General features: G+C 63.6%; 21 protein-coding genes. 10 read left to right on the top strand and 11 right to left on the bottom strand.

What is annotated here, in order from left to right; all coding sequences use genetic code 11:
• The first annotated feature begins 27 nt into the window (after nucleotides 1-27).
• Both C2L64_RS38775 and C2L64_RS38770 read left to right on the top strand, forming a co-directional pair.
• Nucleotides 28-507: a hypothetical protein gene (locus C2L64_RS38775; protein ID WP_007579976.1), complete on the top strand. Its 480-nt coding sequence runs from the start codon at nucleotides 28-30 to the stop codon at nucleotides 505-507.
• 175 nt (nucleotides 508-682) lie between these two features.
• Nucleotides 683-1,372 carry a MotA/TolQ/ExbB proton channel family protein gene (locus C2L64_RS38770; RefSeq protein ID WP_007579974.1) on the top strand — a complete coding sequence of 230 codons (690 nt, stop codon included), beginning with the start codon at nucleotides 683-685 and terminating at the stop codon, nucleotides 1,370-1,372.
• A gap of 196 nt (nucleotides 1,373-1,568) precedes the next feature.
• Here C2L64_RS38770 and C2L64_RS38765 read toward each other — a convergent pair whose 3' ends face one another.
• From C2L64_RS38765 to C2L64_RS38755, 3 genes are all read right to left on the bottom strand, one after another.
• Nucleotides 1,569-2,939, bottom strand: coding sequence for a GntT/GntP/DsdX family permease (locus tag C2L64_RS38765; protein WP_007579973.1), 1,371 nt, complete (start codon nucleotides 2,937-2,939; stop codon nucleotides 1,569-1,571).
• A gap of 82 nt (nucleotides 2,940-3,021) precedes the next feature.
• Nucleotides 3,022-4,140 carry a porin gene (locus C2L64_RS38760; protein WP_007579970.1) on the bottom strand — a complete coding sequence of 373 codons (1,119 nt, stop codon included), beginning with the start codon at nucleotides 4,138-4,140 and terminating at the stop codon, nucleotides 3,022-3,024.
• A 170-nt stretch (nucleotides 4,141-4,310) separates the two neighbouring features.
• Nucleotides 4,311-5,510 (bottom strand): aminotransferase class V-fold PLP-dependent enzyme, encoded by a 1,200-nt coding sequence (locus tag C2L64_RS38755; protein ID WP_039900213.1) that lies wholly within the window; start codon nucleotides 5,508-5,510, stop codon nucleotides 4,311-4,313.
• A 118-nt stretch (nucleotides 5,511-5,628) separates the two neighbouring features.
• Between C2L64_RS38755 and C2L64_RS38750 the strand changes: the two genes are divergently transcribed.
• Together C2L64_RS38750 and C2L64_RS38745 are read left to right on the top strand one after the other, a co-directional pair.
• Complete coding sequence (locus C2L64_RS38750) at nucleotides 5,629-6,462, top strand: IclR family transcriptional regulator (RefSeq protein ID WP_007579968.1); 834 nt, start codon at nucleotides 5,629-5,631, stop codon at nucleotides 6,460-6,462.
• Nucleotides 6,463-6,542: 80 nt separating this feature from the next.
• Complete coding sequence (locus C2L64_RS38745) at nucleotides 6,543-7,004, top strand: RidA family protein (RefSeq protein WP_007579967.1); 462 nt, start codon at nucleotides 6,543-6,545, stop codon at nucleotides 7,002-7,004.
• Nucleotides 7,005-7,084: 80 nt separating this feature from the next.
• Here C2L64_RS38745 and katG read toward each other — a convergent pair whose 3' ends face one another.
• Nucleotides 7,085-9,265 carry a catalase/peroxidase HPI gene (gene katG, locus C2L64_RS38740; protein WP_007579966.1) on the bottom strand — a complete coding sequence of 727 codons (2,181 nt, stop codon included), beginning with the start codon at nucleotides 9,263-9,265 and terminating at the stop codon, nucleotides 7,085-7,087.
• Nucleotides 9,266-9,379: 114 nt separating this feature from the next.
• Between katG and C2L64_RS53630 the strand changes: the two genes are divergently transcribed.
• The 3 genes from C2L64_RS53630 (at nucleotide 9,380) to C2L64_RS38730 (ending at nucleotide 16,376) form a co-directional block, all read left to right on the top strand.
• A complete protein-coding gene (locus tag C2L64_RS53630; protein WP_131542594.1) occupies nucleotides 9,380-9,586 on the top strand; it encodes a hypothetical protein in 207 nt (68 codons plus the stop codon).
• Nucleotides 9,587-9,630: 44 nt separating this feature from the next.
• The gene (locus C2L64_RS38735) at nucleotides 9,631-10,923 is read left to right on the top strand and encodes an autotransporter strand-loop-strand O-heptosyltransferase (protein ID WP_007579965.1); all 1,293 of its coding nucleotides are present in this window, start codon (nucleotides 9,631-9,633) and stop codon (nucleotides 10,921-10,923) included.
• A gap of 167 nt (nucleotides 10,924-11,090) precedes the next feature.
• Entirely contained in the window at nucleotides 11,091-16,376 is a 5,286-nt protein-coding gene (locus tag C2L64_RS38730; protein WP_086908562.1) for an AIDA repeat-containing protein, read from the top strand.
• 91 nt (nucleotides 16,377-16,467) lie between these two features.
• Here the strand turns inward: C2L64_RS38730 and C2L64_RS38725 are convergent, their stop codons facing one another.
• From C2L64_RS38725 to C2L64_RS38710, 4 genes are read right to left on the bottom strand one after another with little or no spacing between them, the layout of a single operon-like run.
• Entirely contained in the window at nucleotides 16,468-17,301 is an 834-nt protein-coding gene (locus C2L64_RS38725) for an AraC family transcriptional regulator (RefSeq protein ID WP_007585111.1), read from the bottom strand.
• On the bottom strand, nucleotides 17,298-18,020 hold the full coding sequence (locus tag C2L64_RS38720; RefSeq protein WP_039900906.1) for an NAD(P)H-dependent oxidoreductase: 723 nt from the start codon (nucleotides 18,018-18,020) through the stop codon (nucleotides 17,298-17,300). Before C2L64_RS38720 ends, C2L64_RS38725 begins: the two co-directional genes overlap by 4 nt.
• Entirely contained in the window at nucleotides 18,013-18,747 is a 735-nt protein-coding gene (locus C2L64_RS38715; RefSeq protein WP_039900908.1) for an enoyl-CoA hydratase-related protein, read from the bottom strand. The genes C2L64_RS38720 and C2L64_RS38715 overlap by 8 nt, the downstream gene beginning before the upstream one ends.
• Nucleotides 18,744-19,196, bottom strand: coding sequence for a DUF2000 domain-containing protein (locus C2L64_RS38710; protein WP_007585120.1), 453 nt, complete (start codon nucleotides 19,194-19,196; stop codon nucleotides 18,744-18,746). Before C2L64_RS38710 ends, C2L64_RS38715 begins: the two co-directional genes overlap by 4 nt.
• Before the next feature lie 248 nt (nucleotides 19,197-19,444).
• Here C2L64_RS38710 and C2L64_RS38705 point away from each other — a divergent pair, with 248 nt between their 5' ends.
• Entirely contained in the window at nucleotides 19,445-21,112 is a 1,668-nt protein-coding gene (locus tag C2L64_RS38705) for a GMC family oxidoreductase (RefSeq protein ID WP_007585121.1), read from the top strand.
• A gap of 78 nt (nucleotides 21,113-21,190) precedes the next feature.
• Nucleotides 21,191-23,107: an alkyl/aryl-sulfatase gene (locus tag C2L64_RS38700; protein ID WP_007585122.1), complete on the top strand. Its 1,917-nt coding sequence runs from the start codon at nucleotides 21,191-21,193 to the stop codon at nucleotides 23,105-23,107.
• 82 nt (nucleotides 23,108-23,189) lie between these two features.
• On the opposite strand, the gene C2L64_RS38695 is transcribed toward C2L64_RS38700, so the two are convergent.
• The 3 genes from C2L64_RS38695 to C2L64_RS38685 all read right to left on the bottom strand — a co-directional run bounded on the left by C2L64_RS38695 (nucleotide 23,190) and on the right by C2L64_RS38685 (nucleotide 25,799).
• Nucleotides 23,190-23,597, bottom strand: coding sequence for a VOC family protein (locus C2L64_RS38695; protein ID WP_007585123.1), 408 nt, complete (start codon nucleotides 23,595-23,597; stop codon nucleotides 23,190-23,192).
• A gap of 204 nt (nucleotides 23,598-23,801) precedes the next feature.
• Nucleotides 23,802-24,413: a TetR/AcrR family transcriptional regulator gene (locus C2L64_RS38690; protein WP_007585124.1), complete on the bottom strand. Its 612-nt coding sequence runs from the start codon at nucleotides 24,411-24,413 to the stop codon at nucleotides 23,802-23,804.
• Nucleotides 24,414-24,770: 357 nt separating this feature from the next.
• Nucleotides 24,771-25,799: a LysR family transcriptional regulator gene (locus C2L64_RS38685; RefSeq protein WP_007585125.1), complete on the bottom strand. Its 1,029-nt coding sequence runs from the start codon at nucleotides 25,797-25,799 to the stop codon at nucleotides 24,771-24,773.
• Nucleotides 25,800-26,183: 384 nt separating this feature from the next.
• On the opposite strand from C2L64_RS38685, the gene C2L64_RS38680 reads away from it, so the two are divergent.
• Complete coding sequence (locus C2L64_RS38680) at nucleotides 26,184-26,687, top strand: Ohr family peroxiredoxin (RefSeq protein ID WP_007585126.1); 504 nt, start codon at nucleotides 26,184-26,186, stop codon at nucleotides 26,685-26,687.
• Nucleotides 26,688-26,699 lie beyond the last annotated feature (12 nt).

The raw sequence follows: 26,699 nt of genomic DNA, 5'->3' as shown, positions 1-26,699 counted from the left end.
CGCAGCCATGATTCTGTCGAGGATACGATGAACTATCCGGCCTTTGCCTTGCGTGAAGCTTCGCTCAGTGAGGACGCCCTCTCGCACTATCCCGATGCGAGCGAGCAACTGGTATTGAACGCCGTTCGCACGTGGTTCCGGCCGCGCTGCGACGCTGTGCGCCAGGGGCAGCACTGGCGCGACGTGCTCGGCGATGTGGGGCTGGCGCTCGCGGGCATCGACTGCTTCGACATGATGATGCACGCACTGCTGCACGCTTCTCATCGGCCGCTGGATACGCGTTGCCGCTGCGCGTCGGACATCGCCAGCGACGAGGCGTCGCTGCTGCAGACGCTGGCTTATCTGCAATCGACGGATTCCTCCGCTGCAACCGATCTGCTGAATCAATGGCTTCCGTCCGCGTCCGTCGGACACACGCTCAAAGTCATGCGCTGGTTCGCGCTGAATCTGTTGAATGCGGGCATCATGGTCCGCTCGCGACCGAGGCGCGTCGCTTACATGCATTGATGCGCGCAGCGGGTCTTCCTCTGCACGCTGGCTGAATAACGCCGGCCTTTCCTCCATTGCGTCCCCGCCTGCCTGTCGACGACCGCAACCATCGAACCTCACAGCGCCTGCGCTGAATACTCGCGTCCTTCGCGCTACGATATAGCCCGCAACAGCGCAATCACGGAGAACAGGCATGCAGCACTACGGCTTGGAAAACGTCTGGCAGCAAGGCGATTTCGTGACCCGCGCCATTCTCGTCGCGTTGTTGCTGATGTCGTTGCTCTCGTGGACCGTCATCGTGCTCAAGCTCTGGAACGTGATGCGGCTCACACGGATCGCGCGCGCGACGGAACGCGCGTTCTGGCACGCCGGCAACCTCGAAGCGGGCTTGCACCAGCTCGGTATCGACGATTCGCCGTACTCAGGCAATGTGCTGCTCGCGCTGGCGCTGTCGGGCAAGGAAGCCGTCGAACATCACCAGGTCACGCAGTCGAATCTGCAACATTCGATGGACATCTCCGACTGGGTCACACGCTGCCTGAAAGACACGATGGACGACATCATCACGCATCTGCAGGCGGGTCTGACGATACTCGCGTCGATCGGCAGCACGGCGCCGTTCGTCGGCCTGTTCGGCACGGTGTGGGGCATTTATCATGCGCTGATCGTCATCGGACATACGGGACAGGCGAGTATCGATCACGTCGCGGGTCCCGTGGGCGAGTCGCTGATCATGACGGCGTTCGGGCTGTTCGTCGCGATTCCCGCCGTGCTCGGCTACAACGCGCTGACGCGGGCCAATCATGGGCTTGCAACCCAGCTCAACCGCTTCGCACATGGCATTCACGCGTACTTCGTGACGGGCGCGCGGCCTGCGGCGTGAAGGGCGCGAACCCTATTTACAAGGCTTCCTGTCCCTGGCATGGCGCGCTGGGCCGCTTCGGCGTGCGCGACAGCGCAAAAGTCAGCGAAGCGTGAGAGGAAGCACGAAGGAGATTGTCGATCTGAGGCTGGCAAGCATGCGCTCGCCAGCCCTGGCGGCTCATGGCATCCGGATGACTGCCGTCACCCGGCGAAACTCACACCACAGCGGCGACGCCCAACGTCAGCAGCAACGCCGTGACGGAGATGATCGTTTCGCAAACCGTCCACGTCTTGAAGGTCTGCGGCACGCTCATGCCGAAGTACTCTTTCACGAGCCAGAAGCCGCCGTCGTTGACGTGCGACAGAATCAGCGAGCCCGCGCCCGTTGCCAGCACCAGCAACTCGGGGCGCACGCCCGTCGCCGTCGATGCCGCCGCTGCCGCGATCGGCGCGATGATGCCCGCTGCCGTCGCCATCGCGACCGTCGCCGAACCCGTTGCGACGCGGATCAGCGCTGCCACCAGCCATGCGAGGATCAGCAGCGGCACATGCGCGCCCGTCGCGACATCGACGATCGCCTTCGACGCGCCGCTGTCGATCAGAATGCGCCCGAAGCCTGCACCCGCGCCCACTACCAGCGTGATGCTCGCGGTCGGCGCAAGACACTCGTTGGTGAACTTCAGGATCTGCTCGCGTCCGAAGCCGCGCGTCGTGCCGAACGTATAGAAGCTCAGCAGCACGGCAAGCAGCAGCGCCATGTCGGGGTGGCCGATCAGATGCAGCACGTCGTTGGCCGTGGTCTTCGCGGGCACGATCAGATCGGCCCAGCTTCCGACCAGCATCAGCAACACCGGCAACAGCACCGTCAACAGCGTGATGCCGAAGCCCGGCAAGGCCTGATTGGCGCGCCTCGCATCCTGCTCGATGAACTGCTGCGCCATCGGATTCACGCCTTCCAGCACCACGAAGCGCTCAATCAGTTTTGAAAACAGCGGACCGGCAAGGGCCGCCGTCGGAATGCCGACGATCAGCGCGTAGAAAATCGTGTGGCCGATATCCGCGCCATACGCGGTAACGGCCAGCAGCGCGGCCGGGTGCGGCGGAATCAGGCCGTGCACGACGGACAGACCCGCGACCATCGGAATGCCGACGCGAATCATCGACGTGCCTGTGCGTTGCGCAACGTTGAACGCAATCGGGATCAGCAGCACGAAGCCCACTTCGAAGAACACGGGCAGGCCGACCAGGAATGCGATACACATCATCGCCCAGTGCACGTTCTTCGGCCCGAACAGATCGATCAGCGTGCGCGCGATGCGCTCGGCACCGCCCGACTCGGCCATCATCTTGCCAAGCATCGTGCCGAGCCCGACGACGATCGCGATATGGCCGAGCGTGCCGCCGACCCCGGTTTCGAACGACTTGAGAATCGACGTCATCGGCATGCCGACGGCCAGCGCGAGCGCGACGGACACCACCATCAGCGTGATGAACGGATTCAGTTTGAAGCGCGCGATCAGCACGACGAGTGCGACGATCGCGATCAATGCGTAGACGAGTAGCAGACTGCCGGTGACGGTCGCCATGTTTGCTCCTGATATAGGTGATCGGCAACAGGACACGGCACGCTGCGATGGCGCGCTTTCGTGCCTGTTGCCATGCCGTGCTTTAGAACTTGTGGCGGATGCCTGCCACGGTCACGAACTGGCCTTGATTGCTCGACGGATTCGAAATGCCTTCAACCCACGCATTCGCGCCCGACGCGCGCTGATAGATGCCGTTCAGGTACAGGTCGGTCGTCTTCGACAGGAAGTACTCGCCGCCCAGTGCGACCTGGTTGTAGTGCGCGTTTTTCGCCGACGCCGCCGTGCTGTTCTGCAGCGTGTAGATGTAGCCGAGCGTGACGAGCGTTGCGGGCGTCGCCTGGTACTTCAGCATCGCTTCGTAGTTCTGGAAGTGCAGGCTGCCGCCCGCGATGATGTCGAAGTGCGAGTTCGTGTACAGCAGCGCGAGCGTGGCCGGCCCGATCGTGTACGCACCGCCGGCACCCCACACCTGGTTGCGCTTCACGTTGCTAATGATCGACGTGCTCGTGCTGTAGTAGTTGTCGGACGGTGCGGCGCCCGTCGTATTGGTCGCCGGCTGGTTGGTGAGCGAGTACGCCGCGTCGAGGCGCAGCGGGCCGTTCACGTAGTCGGCGCCAACGCTCCATGCGCGGTTGTTCGCGAAGTCGCCCGCCGTGTTCGAGAACGCGTACATGGCATTCGCGGTGAAGCCGGCGATGGTCGGCGTCGTGTACTTCACTGCGTTGCTGGTGCGGTACGTGTTGTTCAGGTCGTCGTTGTCGTAGATCGCGTTGCCATACTGGCTCAATGCGCCGACACCGTTGGCCTGCAGGTTCGACAGATAGTCCTGCACGCTGTTGTACTGGCGGCCGAGCGTAATCGTGCCCGCCTTGCTGTTTTGCAGCGCAACCCATGCGCTGCGGCCGAACAGACGGCCGCCCTGGCCCAACGCGCCCGTCTCCAGGCTGAAGCCGTTTTCAAGGCGGAACAGCACCTTGTTGCCGCCGCCCAGATCTTCGCTGCCGAGCAGGCCCCAGCGCGAGCCCTGCACGTTGCCCTGCGTCGCCTGGATGTTGTGCTCGCCCTTCTGGTTGTTCGTGTACGTAAAGCCCGCATCGACGATGCCATACAACGTGACGCTGCTTTGCGCGTGGGCCGCTTGCATGCCAAGTCCGGCAACAGCGACAGCAATGGCTGAGCGGGCGATCTTCTTCTTATACATCGTGGTTTCCTCTGGTTGAAATAAAAGCCAATGGATTGATGGCTGCTCCAATGACTTCAGGTATCCTAAACAGACGTGACAAAGCAGCACCTTGAAGAAGGTGCATCGGCCAATATGACCGTTGAAACTGGCGGTGAATCAGTTCAGCGCGGCCGGTTTATTTATTTCGTTCAATCCGGCCATGCGCGACGCGCCGCAATCCGGCGCGCGTCGCGTTTGTGAAACGGCGTGACAATCGGTTCGGGCGACGCCAGCGCCCGTTCAAGCTCGGCCACGATCCGCGCGAGCACGACCTGCTCTTCACCCGCGTGCAGGTTGCATGGATCGAGGTAAAAGAAATTCAGTTCGGCTTCGTGGTCGCGCACGATCACGGGCGCGTCGTCGACTTGCGGACGCGCCAGCGCGTCGGCGAGATCCCATGCGGTGATACGCGCCTGATTCGGATCGATATGAAGCTTCAGGCGGTCGAGCGGATTGCCGGTTGGATCGGCCTCGATTTCCGCCCATACGCCCGTCTGACGATTCAGCGTTTCGCGCCACAGCGTCAGGGAGCTGCGCTCCGTTGCGCGCATGGCAGCGTGATCGCGGGTGCGCCATTGCTCCAGCGCCGAGATGGCGCCGACGATGCCTTCCTTGCCAACCTTCATCCCGCGCCCAATGCCGCCGTTCTGGAAATACGCGGCGCGCACCAGCGCCTTCGACCCCGCGACGATGCCCGCCGTCGGCCCGCCCAGAAACTTGTGCGCCGAATACAGCACGAGGTCGGCGCCCGCCGCGATGAAGCGTGTGAGGTCATACTCGGACGCGGCATCGACGATCACGGGCACGCCCTTCGCATGCGCGACTTCGATGAATGCTTCGAGCGGGATCATGCCGTATTGCACGGTGTGATGCGAGACGACATACAATGCGGCCGCAGTGCGCTCGCCGATTGCCGATGCCAGTTGATAGTCATGCGCTTCCGTCGCCGCGCCGACGGGCACGACGCGTGCGCCCGCGAGCCGGATCGCCTGGTCGACGGGTGCGCCATAATTGACGAGGTGGCCTGTCTGCACGACGACTTCGTTGCGCAGTCCAGTCGTGTCCGGCAAACGTTCGATCAGGCCGAGGTCATCGCCTGTCATGGTGGCGGCGATGCTCAACGTGATGGCCGCCGAGCACGACGCCGTCACGTAACCGCTTTCGCTGCCGCACGCCTGCGCGATCGCGGCCGAAGCCTTGCGCTGCAGATCGTCGATTTCGACGAACTGCGGCAGGATCTCCGCGACGCTGTCGATCACGGCTGCGCCGACGCTGGACGCGCCCAGACCCGTCATCGTTCCCGAGACGTTGATGACGGGGCGTAAGCCTAATCGAGAGCGGATGTCCATTCCAGCGCCTCCGAAAGCATCATTCCTTAATTAAGGAATATATGTTGTAATTGTGGATGAGTCTAACATACAATGTCCTTGCGTCAACTGGACAAAAACATCCCTATCCGAGGACTACATGGCACGACCGCCCCGTTCCACTGCGGCTGCTCAGACGCCGGCTCGCGTCGACGCGAGCCCCGCTGCCGAAGCTGCTGCGCCTCGCACGCGCACCGGCGCGCTCGATCGCGCGGTGCAGATTCTCGACGCGCTGCAGGACGCCGGCAAACCGGCCACCGCATATGAAATCGCGCATCGCGTGAACGCGCCGCTGTCGACGGTCTACTCGATCATCAACGACATGGTCGAGAAGAACCTGTTGTCGCGCGCGGCCGACGGTGCAATCTGGCTCGGCTCGCGGCTCTATGGTTACGGACTCGCGTATGCGAGCTCACTGGACTACCTCGCCGTGGCCAACGAGGAAATGCAGCGGCTGTCGGCGGAAGTCGAAGAGACGGTGCAGGTTTGCGGTCTTGAAGAAGGCATGATGGTCGTGCTGCAGATGGCCGAGGGTCCAGGCCATTTCCGCGTGACCTCGCGCGTCGGCAGCCGCGTTCCGGTGAACTGGACGGCGTCCGGGCGACTGCTCGCGGGACATCTGCCCGCCGCCGAATGCACGGCGTTCTTCAGGCAATACGCGCAGCCCTCGCCCACTGGCCGCGCCGAAACGCGCCCCGATGTGCTCGCGCGCAACGCACGGCAAGCACTCGACGAGCGGCTGTCGATCCAGATCGGCGAATCGGATGCCTCCGTGGCCTGTCTCGCGGCGCCCGTGATGGACCGTTCGGGCGCATGCGTCTTCACCATTTCGATCGTGATGCCCGAGGCGAAAGCGGAGCAAGGCACCGAGCGTTACGCGCAGGCCGTGCAGAGCGTCGCGGCTCGCATCGAAACCCGCCTTGGCTGGCGCTGACCTCGACGCTGTTGCCGACAGCACAGCGCCGCACGACGCGTTGAACTTCCCTCAAGAACTCTTTCGCTTTCGACTTGCCGATGAACTGTTATGAGCGGCTGCGCGCGCGCGGCCTGACGCTTCCCACTGTGCCGACGCCCATCGGCAACTTCATGCACTGCACGCGCGAGGGCGGCCTGCTGTTTCTGTCCGGCCAGGGACCGCTCGACGAAACCGGCAAGCTGATGACAGGCAAAGTCGGCGCAACGGTCACGGCCGATGAAGCCTATCGGCATGCGCAGCTCGTCGGCCTGAACCTGCTCGCCGTGTTGCATGCAGAACTCGGCGATCTGCAGCGCGTACGGCGCGTGATCAAATTGCTTGGCATGGTCAACGCAACGTCCGAATTTGCCGAGCATCCGCGCGTGATAAACGGTTGCTCGGACCTGTTCGTCGAAATATTCGGCGATGCCGGCCGTCACTCGCGTTCGGCTGTCGGCGTGGGCTCGCTGCCGAACAACATCACGGTCGAAATCGAGGCCATCGTCGCCGTGCGCGACTGAAAATAAAAAAGGCGGCCAGTCGCTCTCGACCGGCCGCCTTTGCCTTCAATTCAGGCAAGTTCAATACTCGCCCCGAAGCATCACGCGATATCGAAGCGATCCAGGTTCATCACCTTGTTCCAGGCCGCAACGAAGTCATGCACGAACTTCTCCTGCGAATCCGTGCTTCCATAGACTTCGGCCAACGCCCTGAGCTGCGCATGCGAGCCGAAAATCAGATCGACGCGTGTGCCCGTCCATTTGAGTTCGCCCGTCACGCGATCATGTCCGCCAAACACGTCGCCGGCCTCGGTCACTGGCTTCCACTCGGTGCCCATGTCCAGCAGATTTACGAAAAAGTCGTTGGTCAGCGATTGTGACCGGTTCGTGAAGACCCCATGCGGCGAGTGTCCCGCGTTTGCATCGAGCACGCGCATGCCGCCCACTAGCACTGTCATTTCGGGCGCAGTGAGTTTCAGCAATTGCGCCTTGTCGATCAGCAACGCTTCAGCCGAAACGGAGCATGGCCGCTGCAGATAATTCCGGAAGCCGTCCGCGAGCGGTTCGAGCACTGCGAACGAGTGTGCATCGGTTTCAGCCTGGCTGGCGTCGGTGCGTCCCGGCGTGAACGGCACGCTCACGCCATGGCCCGCGTTGCTTGCCGCCTGTTCGACGCCCACGCAACCGGCCAGTACGATCAGATCGGCGAGGGACACCTTCTTCCCGTCCGATCGGCCGTCGTTGAATGCCTGTTGCACGGATTCGAGCGTCTCCAACACCTCCGACAACTGCGCCGGCTGATTCACCTCCCACCCGTTTTGCGGCGCGAGCCGGATGCGCGCGCCGTTCGCGCCACCGCGCTTGTCGGAGCCGCGAAACGTCGATGCCGACGCCCATGCAGTCGACACGAGCTGTGAAACGCTCAGCCCCGTCGCCAGAATCCGCTCTTTGAGCGCATCGATATCGTGTCCATCGATGAGCGGATGATCGACGGCAGGCACAGGGTCTTGCCAGAGGAACGTTTCTTTCGGCACATCAGCGCCGAGATAGCGCGAGCGCGGTCCCATGTCACGGTGCGTCAGCTTGAACCACGCGCGCGCGAAGGCATCGGCGAACTCGTCGGGATTGTCGTAGAAGCGACGCGAGATCTTCTCGTAGTTCGCGTCGAAGCGCAGCGCAAGATCCGTGGTCAGCAGCGACGGCGAGCGGCGCTTCGCTGGATCGTGCGGATCGGGAACGGTGCCCGCGCCCGCGCCGCCCTTCGGCGTCCACTGATGTGCGCCAGCGGGACTCTTCGTCAGTTCCCACTCGTAGCCGAACAGGTTCTCAAAGAAGTTGCTGCTCCACTGCGTTGGCGTCGTTGTCCAGATGACTTCGAGTCCGCTCGTCGTCGTGTCGTCGCCCTTGCCCGTGCCGTAGCGATTCTTCCAGCCGAGTCCCTGCTCTTCGAGACCCGCGGCTTCCGGCTCGCGCCCGAGATCGGACGACGGACCGGCGCCGTGCGTCTTGCCCGTCGTATGCCCGCCCGCGATCAGCGCGACCGTCTCTTCGTCGTTCATCGCCATGCGCGAAAACGTCTCGCGAATGTCTCTCACGGACGCAGCAGGATCGGGATTGCCGTTCGGACCTTCGGGATTCACGTAGATCAGGCCCATCTGCACAGCGGCGAGCGGCGCTTCGAGTTGACGGTCGCCGGAGTATCGCTCGTCGCCCAGCCAGGTGCGCTCGGAGCCCCAATAGATGTCTTCGTCCGGTTCCCATGCATCCTCGCGGCCGCCCGCGAATCCGATGACCTTGAACCCCATCGACTCCAGCGCGACCGTGCCCGTCAAGACGATCAGATCGGCCCACGAAATCTTGCGGCCATACTTCTGCTTGATCGGCCAGATCAGCCTGCGCGCCTTGTCGAGATTGACGTTATCCGGCCAGCTATTGAGCGGCGCGAAGCGCTGCTGCCCCGAGCCCGCGCCGCCGCGGCCATCGCCCGTGCGGTAGGTGCCCGCGCTGTGCCACGCCATGCGTACGAACAGCGGTCCGTAGTGACCGAAGTCAGCTGGCCACCAGTCCTGCGAAACAGTCATCAACGCGCGCAAGTCCCGCTTGACCGCTTCGAGGTCGAGGCTCTTGAATGCTTCCGCGTAGTTAAAGCGCTTGTCCATCGGATCAGACAAGGACGAGTGCTGGTGAAGGATCTTCAGGTTCAGCTGATCGGGCCACCAGTCATGGTTCGACGTACCGCTTCCGGCGGTATGCTCGAACGGACACTTCTTTTCAATCGACATGTCACCACTCCTTTGCTCGGGCATCGCCGAGCTTAAGAGCAATGCCCTTGCGCCGATTTCTCAAAACATGCGTGCGCTTCCAAATTGCACGAAAAGAGAATTCATAAGCCCTCATTGCACCGATTGCACAATGACAAACCGCAATTAAAGTTTTCAGGCTCACCTGCCGATATCACCGCGGTCAATAAAAAGATCGTGAAGCCAGAACACTTCACGACCAGCAGCGGCAGCGGCAAAGGTTTTTCCAGTATTTGGGCAATCGTGCATGGCCCGCCTTTTTCGCTTCACGACATCTGGAATAAAGCGCAAGCGCGCTCTTGACCGGATAGCTGGGGTTCTCGTGTTGTTTAACTTTCATTTCGAATATGTCGACAGCAGTGACGCAGTCATGCACGGTGACAGAGAGCGCCGATAGCGCGCAAACCAACTCGAAGAACAACGACACGGCCGCCCCTCAAGCAACGCCTTCGAGCGGCCAGCCCGTTCAAAGACCAACGGCCGTGCCGACCCAGCAAGGGCCCGCCGGCATCCGCTTCGATTTCAACGATGGCTGCCGCGTCACGCTCCCCGCAGGCAACGGCGAATGGCGCGTGCTGCTGCGCGACACCGCAACCGCGAATCCCCTGTTCGAAACGCAACTCGCGGCGGGCGCGGTCGCCAGCAGCAAGAAGTACTACGTGCCGTTCGAAATCGAAGTCTGGTCGCAAGGCAAGGAAGTGTTCCGGCATCGACTCGATCTGACCGATCGCAACGTGCTCGTGCATCTCCCCGTCGGCACGCTTGGCGACACGCTCGGCTGGTTTCCGTATGTCGCGAAGTTCGAGCGGCAGCATCGCTGCCGGTTGACGTGTGTGATGGGCGAAGCGCTGATCGCACTGTTCAGGGACGCCTACCCGTCGATCACCTTCGTCACGCCCAACGCCGTCAATCCCGACGACTACTACGCGACCTACAACATCGGCCTCTTCTTCACCGACGAAGCGAATGTGCATCAGCCCTGCGATTTCAGGCTGGTCGGCCTGCATCGTACGGCCGCTTACATTCTCGGCGTCGATCCGCAAGAGGAGCGTCCGAGGATCACATTGCCCGACGCGAGCCGCCCGATTCCCGAGAAGTACGTCTGCATCGCGACCCAAAGCACCACGCAATGCAAGTACTGGAACAACCCCACCGGCTGGCGCGAGATCGTGCAATTTCTCAAGCAGCGTGGCTACCGCGTGATCTGCATCGATCAGAAAGCGACGCACGGTAACGGCGTCGTATGGAATCACCTGCCCCACGGTTGCGAAGATTTCACCGGCGAGCAACCGCTTGCCGAACGCGCGCGCTGGCTAAAGCATGCTGAGTTTTTCGTTGGCTTGAGCAGCGGCCTGTCATGGCTTGCATGGACGATGAACACGCCTGTCGTGATGATCAGCGGCTTCACACATCCCACCAACGAATTCGACACGCCGTACCGCGTCATCAACTATCACACGTGCAACAGCTGCTGGAACGATGTGCGCGTGCAGTTCGATCATCAGGATTTCATGTGGTGTCCGCGTCACGCGGGCACATCGCGGCAATTCGAATGCACGCGGCTCATTACGGCCGAACAGGTCAAAAACACGATCAGCCGGATTCCGGCGTTCAATGCACAGGCAGTGGCAGCTGCCTGAACTTCGTCACCTCGATGCATGAGATTCCCACAGCGAAAAACTGAGGGCGAAGCACCAGAAGTATCAGAAGCACCCAATACAGAACTAAAAAGCAGCACGCAGTACCCGTAGCACGACAAACAACAAAAGAAGTGCAGTAGTGAATACAGGGAAATTCGGGGAACACAATGACAAGAATGACGTGGCGTCGCGTGCACGCTGTGCACGTCGTGCGCGCTTTCGGCCGACGCTATCGCCGATGTTCGCGCCTGCTCGGCATGCTGCTCGCGGCGCTGACGATCCAGCCGTGGCTCGCACAAGGCGCACTCGCCCAGACGACGGTCGCCGCGGGTGACACCGAAACGGGCGCGACGATCGGCGGCACGGAGAACGTGCTCGGCAAGACGGTCAACGATAGCGTCACGCTGGGCGGCTTGCAGAACGTGCTGTCCGGCGGCGTCACCAGCAACACGAGCGTCGGCAACGGCGGCACGCAGGCCGTCTTGTCGGGCGGCTTGGCGCAGAGCACGAGTGTCGCTACGGGCGGACTCATGCACGTGTCGTCGGGCGGCGTAGCACGTGGCGCGACTATCAGCGGCGGCGCCGACGTCGTCGATGCGGGCGGTACGACGAGCGGCACGACGCTGCTCGGCGGAGCGTCTGAAGTCGTTTCATCCGGTGGCCTGGCAAGTGGCACGATCGTGAGCGGTTCGTCCGTGCAGATCGTCGCGGGCGGCGGTATTGCGAGCGGCACGACGGTACGCAGCCTGGGCACAGTGACCGTGTCGTCGGGTGGCGTCGTACGCGGAACGACGGTCAGCGCCGGCGGGCAGATCATCGTGTCCGCAGGCGGCAGCGCGACGCGCACGACGGTCTCGTCGGGCGGTATCGACTCGGTAATGGGCACGGACCTGTCGGCCACCATCAGCAGCGGCGCGTCGCAGACCGTGTTGTCGGGTGGAACGGCGAGCGCGACGACCGTGGTGGGCGGCCAGAGCATCGTTAGCAGCGGCGGGTCGGCGGTCGGCACCATTCTCAGCGGCGGCACGCTCACCGTTTCGGCGGGCGGCACTGCGACAGGCACGACGATCAACGCGGGCGGCATCGAAAACGTCGCGGGCATCGACACGTCAGCGACGGTCGGCGCGGGTGGCCGGTTGATCGTGTCGTCCGGTGGCGTCGCGAGTGCGACGTCCGTCAACAACGGCGGCCAGGCAAGCGTCGGCAGCGGCGGCTCGGTCGTGAGCGCCGTCGTGAGCGGCGGCGCGCTGACGGTCTCCAGCGGCGGCACAGCTGTATCGACGACGCTCTCCGCAGGCGGCATCGAGAACGTTCAAGGCACCGACAGCGGGGCGAGCATTCGCGGCGGCGGCGCGCAGAACGTGCTGAGCGGCGGCGTCGCGACCAGCGCGACCGTCAGCAACGGCGGACGGCAAACAGTATCGGCGGGCGGCACGGCGAGCAACACGACTGTACTCAACGGCGGCACGATCGCCGTGTCCGGCGGCGCGACCGCGACGGGAATCGTGCAATCGAGCGGCGCGGCGCTTATCACCGACACCTCGGCAACCGTCAGCGGCATCAACGGCGACGGCAACACCTTTTCGATTTCGAGCGGCGCCGCGAACAACATCCTGTTGGAAAACGGCGGCACGTTGACGGTGCTGGCCGGCAATTCGGCAACCAATACGCACATCGTCAATCAAGGTTCTGCGGTGGTCGTCGCGGGCGCGTCGGCTACGACCACCACGGTTGGCAACGGCGGCACATTGACCGTGTCGTCCGGCGGCACCGCGACGAACGTCACGCAGCAATCGGGCGCGGCGCTCATCACGAATACGTCGGCGACCGTCACGGGCACCAACACTGCGAACGGCTCGACCAACGCGTTCTCGATTTCCAACGGTGTCGCGCAAGGCGTATTTCTCGAAGGCGGCGGCTCGCTGAGCGTACTCAGCGGCACGACGGCGAGCGGCACGCAAATCGGCAATCGCGGCAGCGCGACCGTGCAAGGCGGCGGCGAGGCGGACAACACGACCGTCAGCAATGGCGGCCAATTGCTCGTGTCGTCGGGCGGCGTCGCGGACGGCGCGACAGTGAACAACGGCGGCCGGCTGATCGTGTCGGGCGGCGGGACGGCCGTTAATGTCACGCAGAGCGCGGGCGCGGCGCTCATCACCGATACGTCGGCGACCGTGAGCGGCAGCAACGCGAGCGGCGCGTTCAGCATCGTCAGCGGCCAGGCGCAAAACGTGATCGTCGAGAACGGCGGGCAACTGTCGGTGCTGGCGGGCGACACGGCGACCCAGACCACGGCCGGCAGCGGCGGGCTCGTGATCGTGTCGGCGGGCGGCACGACGATCGACACGTCCGTCAAGAGCGGCGGCGCACAAACCGTGCTGACGAACGGCACGGCATCGGCGACCACTGTGTCGAGCGGCGGAAAGCTCACTGTGTCGTCGGGGGGAACAGCCGTCGGCGTCACGCAACTGGCAGGCGCCGCGCTCGTCACCAATACGTCCGCGACTGTGTCCGGCACCAATGCGAATGGCGTATTTACGATCGTTTCAGGCACCGCGCAGAACGTGATCGTCGAAAACGGCGGCGCGCTGACGGTGCTCGCGGGCAACACGGCGATCAACACGTCGGTTGGCAGTGGCGGTGTCGACACCGTGTTGGCGGGCGGCACGGCGAGCGGATCTTTCGTGACGTCGGGCGGCTCCGAAGTCGTGTCAGCGGGCGGCACGACGGTCGGAACGACGGTGACGTCCAACGGTTCGCAGACGGTGTTCGGCACCGCGTCGGGCACGACGGCGGTGGCGGGCGGCAATGTGATCGTCAGCGCGGGTGGCAGGACGAACGGCACTGTCGTCAGTAGCGGCGGCCGCGAGATCGTATCGTCGGGCGGGACGACGCAAGGCACGCAGGTCGTGTCCGGCGGCACGCAGGACGTCGCGGGCGGCACGACGAGCAATACGCAAGTGAGCAGTGGCGGACAGCAGGTCGTCTCGTCGGGCGGCATCACGCGCGGGACAGTGGTGAGCAGCGGCGGCACGCAGACGGTTCTGGCGGGCGGCGCCGTGAGCGGCACGCAGGTCAGCGGCGGCACGCAATTGGTCTCGTCGGGCGGTGTCGCGACGGGGACCTCCGTCGGCAGTGGTGGGTCTAGCATCGTGACGTCGGGCGGCACGGCGAGCGGCACCGTCGTCAGCAGCGGCGGCAGCGAGGTCGTGTCGGGCGGAACGACGGTCGGTACATCCGTCGGCAGCGGCGGCCAGCAGTCGGTGACGGGCGGCGGCAAGACAAGCGGCACGACAGTGGCCTCCGGCGGCTCGCAGACGGTCAGCTCGGGCGGCATCACATCCGGCACGACAGTCGCCTCGGGCGGCACGCAGACGGTCGGCTCGGGTGGCTCCACGTCCGGCACGTCGGTTGCCTCGGGTGGCACGCAAACGGTCAGCTCGGGCGGCGTGACGAACGGCACGTCGGTCGCCTCGGGCGGCACGCAAACGGTCAGCTCGGGCGGCGCCACGAACGGCACATCGGTCGCGTCGGGCGGCACGCAGGCGGTCGGCTCCGGCGGCGTGACGAACGGCACATCGGTCGCGTCGGGTGGCATGCAGACAGTCAGCTCGGGCGGCGTGACATCCGGCACGATGGTGGCCTCGGGCGGCACGCAGGACGTGCTGTCGGGCGGCACAGCAAACGGCTCGATCGTCGCGAGCGGCGGCCTGCAGACGGTATCGAGCGGCGCGAGCGTGAGCGGCACACAGGTGCTGAGCGGCGGCACGCAACATCTGTTCGGATCACTGACGAATCCCGTCGTGTCAGCGGGCGGCACGCTGACGATCGGCCAGGGCACGGCGGCAGGCGAACTCGTCGGCAACACCGTCAACGACGGTCTGCTCGTATTCAACCGGCCCGACGCAATCACCTACATGGGCAATGTCACGGGCGCAGGCCGCATCGAGCAGCAAGGCACGGGCACCGTCGTGCTGAACGGCGACAGTCATCTGTTCACGGGCGCTACCGAGGTGATGACAGGCACGCTCGCCGTCGGTGATATCGACAATCCTGGCGCGCGACTGGGCGGCGACGTCATCGTCGATGCGCCGGGCACCTTGCGCGGGCATGGTTCGATTGCGGGCAGCGTGACGAACAACGGCGTCGTGATGCCGGGCGGTTCGATCGGCACGCTGACAGTCGGCGGCAACTATACGCAGGCAAGCAGCGCAACGCTCGCGATCGAGGTGAGCCCGACCTCGGGTTCCCAATTGCGCGTAGGCGGCGCGGCGACGCTCAACGGCGGGCTGCGGATCGTGTACGACCCGGGCACTTATCAGGCCACCCGATACGCGATCGTGACCGCAAACGCGGGCGTGAACGGCCGCTTCACGAACGTATCGAGCACGCTCGCCAGCGGCGCGAACCTCGGCGCGTTGCAGCAATCCGTCGAATATGCCGCTAACGAAGTCGATCTGGTGCTGAGCGGACTCGGACAGCAGCCGCCCGCCGACAGCGCACCAACGGGCGTGACGATTGTCGCGCCCACCGACACGAGCATCTACACCGCGCTCGGCACCACGCTCGCACTGTCCGCGCAGGCGACGAACGCCGCGCTGCTCGAACGCGTGGCGCTGTCGGGCTACGAGATGGTCGGCAAGTCGGTATGGGTGAACGCGACCGGTTCGCAGACGAAGGTGCACGGCACGGGCAGCGCGCCGGGGTTCGAAGCGCGCAACTATGGCTTCATCGCCGGACTCGACAATCGGGTCGGCGCGTCCACGGTCGGCGTCGCGGGCAGCTACAACCACAACGACATCAGCGAGGACGGCACGGGCGACTCCGGCACAACGGACTCGCTGCGTGCAGCGCTGTACGGCGCGAGAACGTTCGGCCCCGTCGATGTCTCCGCAACGGTTGGCGCGGGCGTCGATTTCCTGTCGCAGAAGCGGCCTTTTGGCACAGTGGGCACGGCCGAAGGGGATCACGTGGGACAGGAAGCGTCGGCGGCTGCGCAGGCGGCGCTGCCGCTCGCGCTTGGCGGCGTCAAGGTGACGCCGCGCATCGGCATGCGCTTCTCGTATCTGCACGCCAACGGCTTCGGCGAAAGCGGCGCGAATGGCCAGGATCTGACGGTCGGCACGGACAACGTGCGTAGCTTGCAACCCTACGCGCAGATTTCGTTCGACAAGGACTTCGGCAATCAGCTACGGCCGATGAACCTCGAACTGCGAGTCGGCTATGCGCGCGAGCTGCTCGGCACCGGCCGCACCGTGACGGTCGGCGCGCAGGACGGCACGCTGTTCGCCGCGTCCGGCACTACGCTGCCGCGCGATCAGCTGACGGCGGGCGTCAGCCTCGGCATGCAGCCGACGAAAGCGTTGAGCGTGTCGATCGACTATGACGCGCTGATCGCGACGGGGCATGCTTCCGCGCAGGCGGCGCATCTGCAGGTGGGTTATCGGTTCTGAGCGCGCGAAGCTACGCAACGGCTCGCGGGCGGCATGCTTCGGCATGCCGCCGCCGATGCTACCCTGCCCGCTCGCATGCGGGCTTCGTCGATCATGAAAACGCGGCCTGATAGATCTTCGGTGTCACGCCCGTTTGCTGCTTGAACACGCGCGTGAAGTGCGACTGATCGGCAAAGCCGGTTCGCGCGCCGACTTCCGCGATGGGTCTGCCGGATCGCAGCATCGGCATGGCGTGACGCACGCGTTCCTGCTGCTGGAACGCATGCGGGCTCAGCCCAACTTCGCGCTCGAATGCACGCAGCAGCACGAACGGCGTCACGTTGAACTCGCAGGCCAGCGTCGACAGCGTGATCCGCGCGTGCAGGTCTTCGCACAGCCGGCTCTTGACCGCGCGAACCAGCGCAGGCTCTCGGCGCACCACAGGGAAATCGGCGGCGCGTGCAGCGTGCCGCGCATGCAGGCCGACGACAGCACACGCGAGCGCCTCGCTGCGCTTGAATGGATCGTCATCCACTTCGGAACACCAGTTCACGCCGTAAAGGTAGCGCGACACCTCGGCGTCGACGATGAACGGGCTCGTCACCTCGAACCGTTCGCGTCGTGGAATGCCAAGCCGCTCGCAATAAGCAGCGAGCGCCGCAGGCTGCACGTGTTCGACGCGCATTTTCCAGTGGCCATCACCGGCGGCTACGCCTGCATGCACCACGTCCGCATCGATGACGATCACGTCGCCGCGACGGCACAGGCGCCGCTCCTGCCGGACCTCGACCGCGAGCGTTCCGCCCGTGATCACGGCAAGGCAATGGGTGTCATGCGTGTGCGGCGGATACCGGTGGCCGACGAACTGGCCCTTGAGCATGACGGCATCCATGACATCGGGCGCGCGCCAGAGCTTGACGGAAGGCGTCGGCAATGTGGCTTTCATCGTGATGCGGCCTGTGGAAGCGGACGAAAAATATCATCATAGTCCTCCAGCCGCGGCATCGTCATGGGCCGCTGCTCGTCGAGCCGCTCGACGAAATCGCCCCAACGTGTGAGCGTATCCGCCCGCTCGCCTGGCGAGCAGTAAGGAACATGCCACGCGAAGAACGGTTCGAGAACTTCGTAGCCGACATAGCCGAGCGTGCCCTGCAACAGATGACGCAGCATGCCGCGCGCGAGTTCGCCATGAATGCCTTGCGCGCCGAACATGTGCTCGCGTCCGCCGAGCGTGACGCCGATCACGGCCCGTTTGCCCACCATGCCGCCGCGCCCATAGATACGCTTGCCGCCATACAGCGCGCCCGACAGGAAGCAGCGGTCGATCCAGCCCTTGACGAGCGCCGGCACCGAGAACCAGTAGAGCGGGAACACCAGCATCAGGATGTCGCTGGCCATCAGCGCATCGACTTCGCGCCGGATGTCGGGCGCAACGGCATCGTGTTCGAGCGCATGGCGCTGCTCTAACGCGTAGACGAGGTAGTCCTGATCGGCGCGTTCGGTGAAATCGCTTGCGCGGACGACGGGATCGAAGTCGAGCGCGTACAGATCGGAAAAGCTCACGTGGTCGCCGCGCGCCGTCAGCAGGCGTCGCGCGTCATGCGCCATTGCCGTGCAGAAGGAATGCGGCTCCGGGTGAGCGTGGACAATATGAACGCTACGCATGAGGGATCGACCTCCATGAAACAGCTGGGATATAGGCGTTGAGATACGCAAGCTCGCTGTCGATTGCCTGCGCGGCCGATAGCGTGGCGCCTTCGCGCAACAGGCGCCGTGTGGCCTGAAGCGCGCTCGGCGGCTTTGAAGCGAGGCGCGACGCATACTCGACGGCCGCTTCGCGCACCTCGGCGTCACGCACCACACGCGAAACGAAGCCACATTTCAAGGCTTCCTCGGCGCCGACCGGTCGCCCGCTCATCAACCAGTCGCGCGCAACCAGATCGCCGACCCGGCGAGCCAGCAACGCAGTCGCACCCGCTTCGGGGACGATGCCGAGGTCGGCGAATGGAAAGCGGAACACCGCGCTTTCGCCGGCGACCACCCAGTCGGCGTGTAACAGCATCGTCGCACCGAAGCCCACCGCCGCGCCGTTCACAGCGGCGACCAGCGGCTTGTGCTGCTCGGCAAAGGCATTGATGCAGCGCGTGACTGCGCCGTCGGCGGTCTGCGGCCAGAGCGAGCCGAATGCAGCCGTGTCGTGGCCCGCGCAGAAGCAATCGCTGGTTCCGTGCAGCAGCACGCAATGGACGCGCACGTTGCCCTGTGCAAGCCGTAGCGCGTTCGCGAGCGCATCGAACATCGTGCTGTTGAGCGCGTTGCGCTTGTCCGGGCGGTTGATGCCGATGGACCAGACCTGCCCGTCCAGTTCCGATGTGAGGTTGGCGACCATCATGCGAACAGTGCGAAGCCACCGACCAGTTTGCCGATCCTGTTCCTCGGTCCGACGAGGCCGATTGCGAGGTACTGCAACGAAGGTCCGGAAAGCGCGTTGACGGCGTCGAGGAAAGCGTCGTAGTCGGTGGTGGCCTGCCCTTGCACGGGAAAGTCCACCACGTCGCAGTGGGCCAGCGATTTCTGCCGAAGCTCGCCCAGCTGCTCCGTAGTGGCCTTGAGCACGGGAATGCCAATCGGGATCAGACCGGGATGCGCGGTGCCGTCGCTCTCCCGCAATGGCGCGCCGACGAGATGGCTGTGGCGCTGCCCCAGCGTGAACGCGACGACGGCTGCGGCATTCGACGCCTTGCCCGGTGCCAACGCTGCGTCCACGACGATGACGCAGCGCTCCGACTTGCGCGCGGCTTCCGACTCGATCGATGACTGTGCTTCTGCTTGCAAAGACAATTCCCTTCTCCTGATGAACCAACCTTGGAGAGATGCTAGGGAAAGTTTTGTCGAAAGTATTGGACGATTTTGCAGGGCCTCGCTTGATCGCGGGCAAGCCGATCCGACGATCACGCCTCTCCATCTCCACCCCTCCCCGTTTCGGGTAGTCCCGCCTTTACCACACTGCCTCTATCGTCGTACCGCATACCGCCTGGAGACAGCGACGGCGCGCCCACGCCTGCCGCACAACAAAAAGGAATCCATCGATGACCCGGTCCGCCTCCCCGCCTCTTTCAGGCGAATACGACTATCTCGTGATCGGTGCCGGCTCCGCCGGTTGCGCCGTCGCGGGACGTCTGTCCGACGATCCGACGGTCAGCGTCGCCGTGCTCGAAAACGGCGGCCCCGATGACCACTACCTGATCTGGACGCCGGTCGGTCTCGCTAAAACCGTCGTCAAGCCGGGCCCGTACAACTACGGCTACTACACCGAGCCGCAGCCGGCGCTCGACGGCCGCCGCAGCTACCAGCCGCGTGGACGCGTGCTCGGCGGCTCGTCGTCGCTCAACGGCATGGTGTATATCCGGGGCCATCGCAAGGACTACGACGACTGGGCCGCGCAAGGCTGCACAGGGTGGAGCTACGACGACGTCCTGCCGTATTTCAGGCGCAGCGAAAACAACACGCGCTTTGCCGGCACGGCCAACCCGTGGCATGGGACGGACGGCCCCTTGTACGTCAACGACCTTCGTTCGCCCAACCCGTTTTGCCAGTACTTCCTGCAAGCCGCACAGCAGGCGGGCCACACGCTGAACGACGACTTCAACGGCGCCGAACAGGAAGGCTTCGGCTACTACCAGGTGACCCAGCACAACGGCGAACGCTGGAACGCCGCGCGCGCGTACCTGCACCGCGGCAAGACCGTCGATGGGCGCTACAACGGCGGCCGCCATAACCTGCATGTGCTGACGGGAACGCAGGCGCTACGCCTCGTGTTCGAAGGCCGGCGCGCGGTGGGCGTGGTGGTCTCGCGCGACGGCGTCGAACAGACCTTGCGCGCCCGACGCGAGGTGATCGTGAGCGGCGGCGTGTTCAATTCGCCGCAACTGCTGCTCGCCTCAGGCATCGGACCGGCGAAACATCTGCAGGAAATGGGCATCGAGGTGCGTCACGATCTGCCCGGCGTCGGCGAGAACCTGCAGGATCATCTCGACATCGTGATCAATACGCAGCTCGACAGTACCGATCTGTTCGGCGCTACGCTGCGCGGCGGCTTGCGGCTGTTGAAGGAGATCCGCCGCTACCGGCGCCAGCGTGCCGGCATGCTGACATCGAACTTCGTCGAAGCGGGTGCGTTCGTGAAGAGCCGACCTGAACTCGACCGCCCCGATCTGAATCTCGTGTTCACGGTCGCGCTGATCGGCAATCGCAACATGGGCAGCCGGCGCAAGCTCGGGCATGGCTACTCGGGACATATCTGCGTGCTGCGCCCCGAGAGCCGCGGTGTCGTTCGTCTCCGGTCGCCCGACATGCGCGAAGCGCCGCTGATCGATACGCGTCTGATGAGCGCGCCGCGCGATATGGAAACGCTGATCGCCGGCATTCGCATCATGCGCGACGTGATGAACCAGCCGGCCATGAAAGACCTCGGTGGACGCGAGATGAAAAGCGAAAGCTTCGTGAGCGAGGAAAGCCTGCGCGCCTTCGTGCGCGGCCACGCGGATTGTTTGTACCACCCGGTCGGCACCTGCCGGATGGGGCCGCCCAGTGACCCGCTCGCGGTCGTCGATAACGAACTGCGCGTGAGAGGTGTCGAGGGGCTGCGCGTCGTCGATTGTTCGATCATGCCCACACTGATCGGCGGCAATACGAATGCGCCCGCGATGATGATCGGTGAAAAGGCGGCAGACATGATTCGCGCCGCTGCGCGCTGATTCGAAACACCAACAACCTGGATTTAGCGTCCGCGAGTCCTGAGGCCGCGGGCGCCACCTGTCTAACAGGAGCATTTGATGCCACACCCGACGCCTTATCAATCATTGCCTGCGTCCGCTGTCACTGTGTCCGCGCAAGAGCGTGCGCTGCGCGAACTGCCACCGGACGATCCCCTTGAAGAAGCCGACGCGCGACGTGGTTTCATCGGCACGATTCCCGATGCGGAGATTCGCGGCGCGTACGATCAACTGGTCTGGAGCCTCGCAGACTACCGCTTTCTCGAAGAAGAACGCGCGCCCGCGACGGCTCATCCCGCGTTATGGCGTCACGCGCGGCTGAACATGCTGCATGGGCTGTTCAGGGTGACGGAGCGCATCTACCAGGTGAGAGGCTTCGACGTCTCGAACATCACGTTCATCGAGGGCGACAGCGGGCTGATCGTGATCGATCCGCTGACCTGCAAGGAGACAGCCGCCGCCGCGCTCGATCTGTATTTTGCGCATCGCCCGAAGCGTCCCGTTGTCGCGGTGATCTACAGTCACAGTCACGCCGATCATTTCGGCGGCGTGCGTGGCGTCGTCAGCGAGCACGATGTGACGGCAGGCAAGACAGCGATCATCGCGCCAGTGGGATTCATGGAAGAGGCTGTGTCGGAGAACGTGATGGCGGGCACGGCCATGGCGCGCCGCGCGCAGTTCCAGTTCGGCCACACGCTGCCGCGCAACGCCTGTTGCCAGATCGACACGGGCATGGGCAAAACCATCCCACGCGGGACCATCACGCTGATCGCGCCGACGCAACTGATCAAAGCGACGTCGGAAACGCATGTGATCGACGGCGTCGAGATCGTGTTCCAGCTGACGCCCGAAAGCGAAGCGCCCGCCGAGATGCACTTCTACTTTCCGCAAGAGCGCGCGCTCAATCTCGCGGAGAACGGCACGCGCTCGCTGCACAATCTGTGTCCGCTGCGCGGCGCGCAGGTTCGTAACGCGCAACTGTGGTCGCGCTACCTCGGCGAATCGCTCGACCGCTATGGACACGACGCGCAAGTCGTGTTCGCGCAGCACAACTGGCCGACGTGGGGCAACGAGCGGATCGTCGACTACCTGGAGGCGCAACGGGATCTCTACAAGTTCCTGCACGATCAGACCGTACGGCTCATGAATCGCGGACTGAATGCCGTTGAAATCGCCGAGCAGATCCGGCTGCCCGATGCGTTGCTCAACACGTGGCATACGCGCGGCTACTACGGCACCGTATCGCACAACGTGAAGGCGATTTACCAGCACTATCTGAGCTGGTACGACGGCAATCCGAGCCACCTGCATGCGCTGCCGCCGGAAGCCTCGGCGCCCCGCTATGTCGAGTACATGGGCGGCGCCGATGCGATTCTCGAACGTGCCCGCGTGGACTTCGAAAAGGGCGAGTACCGGTGGGTCGCACAAGTGATGAATCATCTCGTGTTCGCTCAGCCGCGCTTGCGCGAGGCGCGCGAACTCGGCGCGGCTGCGCTGGAGCAGATGGGCTATCAGGCGGAATCGGCTACGTGGCGTAATGCGTTCCTGCTCGGCGCGCGCGAGTTGCGCGAGGGGCGCGGCGATGCTTCGACGCAATTCGGCAACCGCAGCCGTGACATGGTGTGCGCGATAACGGAAGAAATGTTCTTCGATTATCTTGCGGTAAGGGTCGATGGGTTGAAGGCGCAGCATCTGAAGATGCAGATCGACTGGCGATTCACCGACATTCGCAGGCAGTTCACACTAAAGCTGCAACACGGTGCGTTGACGTGGTCATCGTCCGTGCGTGGGGAAGGCACCGATCTGCACGTTTCGATGTCGAGGCAGACGCTGAACCGTATTCTCTGTGGCGAGACGGGCTTCAAGGATGCCGTCGCGGCGCGTGAAATTCAGCTGGAAGGCGATGTTGCGCTGTTCCGCGCGCTGCTCGAAACGCTTGATCAGTTCGACGGCGATTTCAATGTCGTCGAGCCGTAGTCCGTCTAGTCCGACACCACGACCGCCTTGCCCTGCTCTAATCATAAAGAGTATTCAGATCCTCTTTATGATCAGGCCATTCTCAGTTGTCGAATGTCCCGCGATATTCAGGCGCCGCGTCGCGGCGTGTGTTCAATTCGAACATCACGCCGCCCGGCGCGCGGCAAAAGAAGCGCGAACCGCGGCCATTATTGAAAATGCCCGTTTCCATCTGCACGCCGTCCGCCTTGAAACGCTCATACAACGCGCGAACGTCATCGAAGCCCGGCAACTCGAAGCCGACATGAAAATTCTTCGGCCATGCCGGAACATCGTCGCTGGCGTGATCGATCACGACGTCATAGCCGGGGCGCTTCAGGATATACGATTTCTCCCACGTTCCCGCGATCGCGAAGCCCAGGTACTGTTCAAAGAACTTCGCGGTCGCGACGGTATCGGCGGAAGGAAAGCTCAGATGGTTGAGCTTCATGCTTTGGGTAAGGTCATTCATCATCGGTCTCTCATACATGGGCGGTGGCCCTATGCCACGTCCGCCCGAGGACCTCAGAATATAAGCAGAGGCTCACATTCAACAACTCGCATTGCGCGCACGCGCCGATGCACGCGAAACCCGCCTGCGCAAAGGCGTTTCAGCCAATAACCGGCCACGGACGCCAATCCGTTTGCTCACATTCGCGCATGTTTCGCCGTGCATTCACGGCGCGCCCGTCTTCGACAGATAACCGAACACAGCGGCCCGCACGCGATATTCGAGGTTCTCGATATCGGTCTCTCCCCGCTCGCCAGCCGCATCGACGACGCCCCGGACAATGGCGAACAGGTCGCCTGCCGCGACTTCGGGATGGGTGTGCCGGGGTATCGCGCGTTTGATGACCTCGGTGGCCATCTGTTCGAGTTCCGACGTGGCCAGTTCATCGCGCAATGCAGGTCGGCCCTCTTCGATATCGAGAAGTCGCGCCAGGCGCGGACGCTGCAATTGCTGGCGCACGGCCGCGCCGATCAGATACTCCAGCCCGGCCTTGCCGCTGCGCTTCGTAAGGGCGACGGCGATGTCCTCATGAAAACGCGTCATCTCACGCCGGATCAGCGCGACCGTGAGTGCGTCCTTGCCCGGAAAATACTGATAAAGCGAGCCGATGCTGACGCCGGCCCGCGCGGCCACCGCATTCGTATTGAACCCGTCGAATCCTTCCGTTTCGAGAATCTGCGCGGCCGCCTCGATGATTGATGCGACGGTCTCTTCCGAGCGCGGCTGGCTCGGTGTCTTTCGGGGCCGCAAGCGCTTTTGCGGTGACCGGTCGTTCATTCCTTGTTTTCCTTGTGGAGTCTCGTGCCCGTCAAAACGGTGCAACGAAACCTATTCTACGGGCCACGGGATTAGGGAATGAAGATGCGAGCCAACCGTCAGGAAAACAGAAATCAGATAGCGCCGCTGAACGAGACGACAATGGCAAGTGCGATATTGATTGCGACCAGCACGATCCAGCCGGTCAACGCCCATAGAGGTTCGACACGAAGCATGATGCCCTCCATCCAGATATCGACGGCGCGTCGATATGTCTGAATGGTAGGCGGCGCGCCTCTGCACCGGTAGATACACGCGTGAACACTCACCGTTGCCGCGTGAGCACCAATGCGCACCCCGTAAGCGACGATCAGCGCATCACGCCTGACGCTCGCTTTCCAGCGAATCGATATAAAAATCGTCGAGGCAAAGCAGATTCAGCGCCCGGATATGCTCGGTCATGAAATCGACGAACACGCGGATGCGCGAAGGCAGATGCTGACGGCAGAGGTAGCAGATGTAGTGTCCCCGATCGTCCGGCACATGCCGCCTCAAGGCCATCACGAGTTCATTGCGCGCGATGTGATCGGCTATCTGATAGCCCGGCAATTGCGCGATGCCGCGCCCTTCTAGCACCGCGCGCAATACCAGGTCCGCATCGTTGAACGTCAGTCTGGCCGTCGGCAGGAACTTGCGCATATGGCCGTCGACCTTGAATTCCCACTCGTAGACGCGCCCGCCCGAGAACCTGAGGTTGACGCATTCATGCTGCGCCAGTTCTTCGAGCGTCATGGGCAAACCATGTTGTTCGGCGTAGAGACGCGACGCGCACAGCGCCATTTGCATCGGAACCAGCTGCTTCGCAATGATGCTGGAGTCCTCGATGCAGCCGTCGCGAAACGCGACGTCGATCTGCTCGGCGGCGAAATCCGCGGGCTTGTCGTCGAGAATGAGATCGACGGCGATATCGGGGTAAGCCTCGCAAAACTGCGCAAGCAACGGCGCCACGACCTTGCGCCCGAAGCCCACATTCGAGCTGATGCGAAGCACGCCGCGCGGCGGACCATGGCGCAGATCGAGCATGTCGTTCATGGCGTCGACGATATGCGTCACGCCCTGATTACAGTTCTCGAAGAAACGCTCGCCCTCGCGGGTCAGATGCGTGGACCGCGTCGTGCGGAGAAATAGCCGGGTACTGAGTTGCGATTCAAGCTTCTGAACATTGCGGCTGACGGCCGAGCGCCCTATTCCCAGACGCTCGCCCGCTTTCGCGAAGCTGCCTTCCGTCGCGACCGCCATGAAGGCGATGATTCCCGCGTAGCTTGTCGAAAAACAGGTGGACAGGGCGTCGGCCGGGTTGGGCAAGCCAACGCGAAAAGCATGCAGCGATGCATCCGAGTGATCCATCGACAGTTCCCACAGTTTGGCGTTTTCGTGGAAGAAATCTGGCTAGCCGCTGAACGAAAGGAAGGCGCTTCGCGAACCCGGCCGCGCTGCGCCCGGCGCGGCCGGCTTTCGGCGGGGCCGCCTTTCGGCTGGCTTTCTCAGTTTAGGACACATCGAACAGATGTGGAACCGCTTCCCATACCTGCATATTTCGACTGAACAAAAAGCGCGCCGCGAATTGACGCCATTCGGGAAACACCGTGAGTCCGTGAACGACGCTACCGCGACATTTTTCCGCCACGTAACATAGGGCCGGGTTCACTGTCGCTTCGTCTGAAAGGGAGAAGGCTTGGGGCTTGGGCCATCGATCAAATCGAGGTTCGCCACCAGGCCTAGGAACGAATCATGGACAAAAAACAGAAACTGGAAGCGCCCCCGCTTTCCCTGCTCGACCGATATCGGGGTCGGGAGTTCGAGGCGCTCTACACGACATCGGTCACCGTATCCGGCGGCGAGACGGGACATGGCCGCGCATCCGGCGTGGCTCGCTCGGCCGACGGCAACCTCGATGTGCAACTGCGCTTGCCCACCGAACTCGGCGGTCCCGGCGACGGAACCAATCCCGAGCAACTGTTCGCCGCGGGCTTTGCCGGCTGCTTTCATGGCGCGCTCAATCTGCTCGGCAAGCGGGCCAAGATGGAACTCAACGACATTGCCGTCGACGTGCAGGTCGCCTTCGGCCGCGACCCGATGGATGGCGGCTATGCGCTCGTGATCGATGTGCGGGTGCGGATACCGGGCGTCGGCCGGGCCGTGGCGGAAGAACTGGTGCGAAACGCGGAGCGTTTGTGCCCGTACGCGAAGATGGCGAGACAGGGGACGGTCAATATCGTGGCCGTCGTGGATTGAGCGCGGACCGGC

The sequence above is a fragment of the Paraburkholderia hospita genome (genome assembly GCF_002902965.1).
GTDB classification, from domain to species: domain Bacteria; phylum Pseudomonadota; class Gammaproteobacteria; order Burkholderiales; family Burkholderiaceae; genus Paraburkholderia; species Paraburkholderia hospita.
This window is presented reverse-complemented; position numbering and strand designations above follow the sequence as displayed.

Coding starts and splice junctions, on each gene's coding strand:
- C2L64_RS38735 (WP_007579965.1), top strand. CDS start 9,631: ATGTCGACAGCAGTGACGCAGTCATGCACGGTGACAGAGAGCGCCGAT.
- C2L64_RS38770 (WP_007579974.1), top strand. CDS start 683: ATGCAGCACTACGGCTTGGAAAACGTCTGGCAGCAAGGCGATTTCGTG.
- C2L64_RS38775 (WP_007579976.1), top strand. CDS start 28: ATGAACTATCCGGCCTTTGCCTTGCGTGAAGCTTCGCTCAGTGAGGAC.
- C2L64_RS38695 (WP_007585123.1), bottom strand. CDS start 23,597: ATGAATGACCTTACCCAAAGCATGAAGCTCAACCATCTGAGCTTTCCT.
- C2L64_RS38690 (WP_007585124.1), bottom strand. CDS start 24,413: ATGAACGACCGGTCACCGCAAAAGCGCTTGCGGCCCCGAAAGACACCG.
- C2L64_RS38720 (WP_039900906.1), bottom strand. CDS start 18,020: ATGCGTAGCGTTCATATTGTCCACGCTCACCCGGAGCCGCATTCCTTC.
- C2L64_RS38685 (WP_007585125.1), bottom strand. CDS start 25,799: ATGGATCACTCGGATGCATCGCTGCATGCTTTTCGCGTTGGCTTGCCC.
- C2L64_RS38680 (WP_007585126.1), top strand. CDS start 26,184: ATGGACAAAAAACAGAAACTGGAAGCGCCCCCGCTTTCCCTGCTCGAC.
- C2L64_RS38705 (WP_007585121.1), top strand. CDS start 19,445: ATGACCCGGTCCGCCTCCCCGCCTCTTTCAGGCGAATACGACTATCTC.
- C2L64_RS38700 (WP_007585122.1), top strand. CDS start 21,191: ATGCCACACCCGACGCCTTATCAATCATTGCCTGCGTCCGCTGTCACT.
- C2L64_RS38730 (WP_086908562.1), top strand. CDS start 11,091: ATGACAAGAATGACGTGGCGTCGCGTGCACGCTGTGCACGTCGTGCGC.
- C2L64_RS38725 (WP_007585111.1), bottom strand. CDS start 17,301: ATGAAAGCCACATTGCCGACGCCTTCCGTCAAGCTCTGGCGCGCGCCC.
- katG (WP_007579966.1), bottom strand. CDS start 9,265: ATGTCGATTGAAAAGAAGTGTCCGTTCGAGCATACCGCCGGAAGCGGT.
- C2L64_RS38765 (WP_007579973.1), bottom strand. CDS start 2,939: ATGGCGACCGTCACCGGCAGTCTGCTACTCGTCTACGCATTGATCGCG.
- C2L64_RS38750 (WP_007579968.1), top strand. CDS start 5,629: ATGGCACGACCGCCCCGTTCCACTGCGGCTGCTCAGACGCCGGCTCGC.
- C2L64_RS38760 (WP_007579970.1), bottom strand. CDS start 4,140: ATGTATAAGAAGAAGATCGCCCGCTCAGCCATTGCTGTCGCTGTTGCC.
- C2L64_RS38745 (WP_007579967.1), top strand. CDS start 6,543: ATGAACTGTTATGAGCGGCTGCGCGCGCGCGGCCTGACGCTTCCCACT.
- C2L64_RS38715 (WP_039900908.1), bottom strand. CDS start 18,747: ATGATGGTCGCCAACCTCACATCGGAACTGGACGGGCAGGTCTGGTCC.
- C2L64_RS38755 (WP_039900213.1), bottom strand. CDS start 5,510: ATGGACATCCGCTCTCGATTAGGCTTACGCCCCGTCATCAACGTCTCG.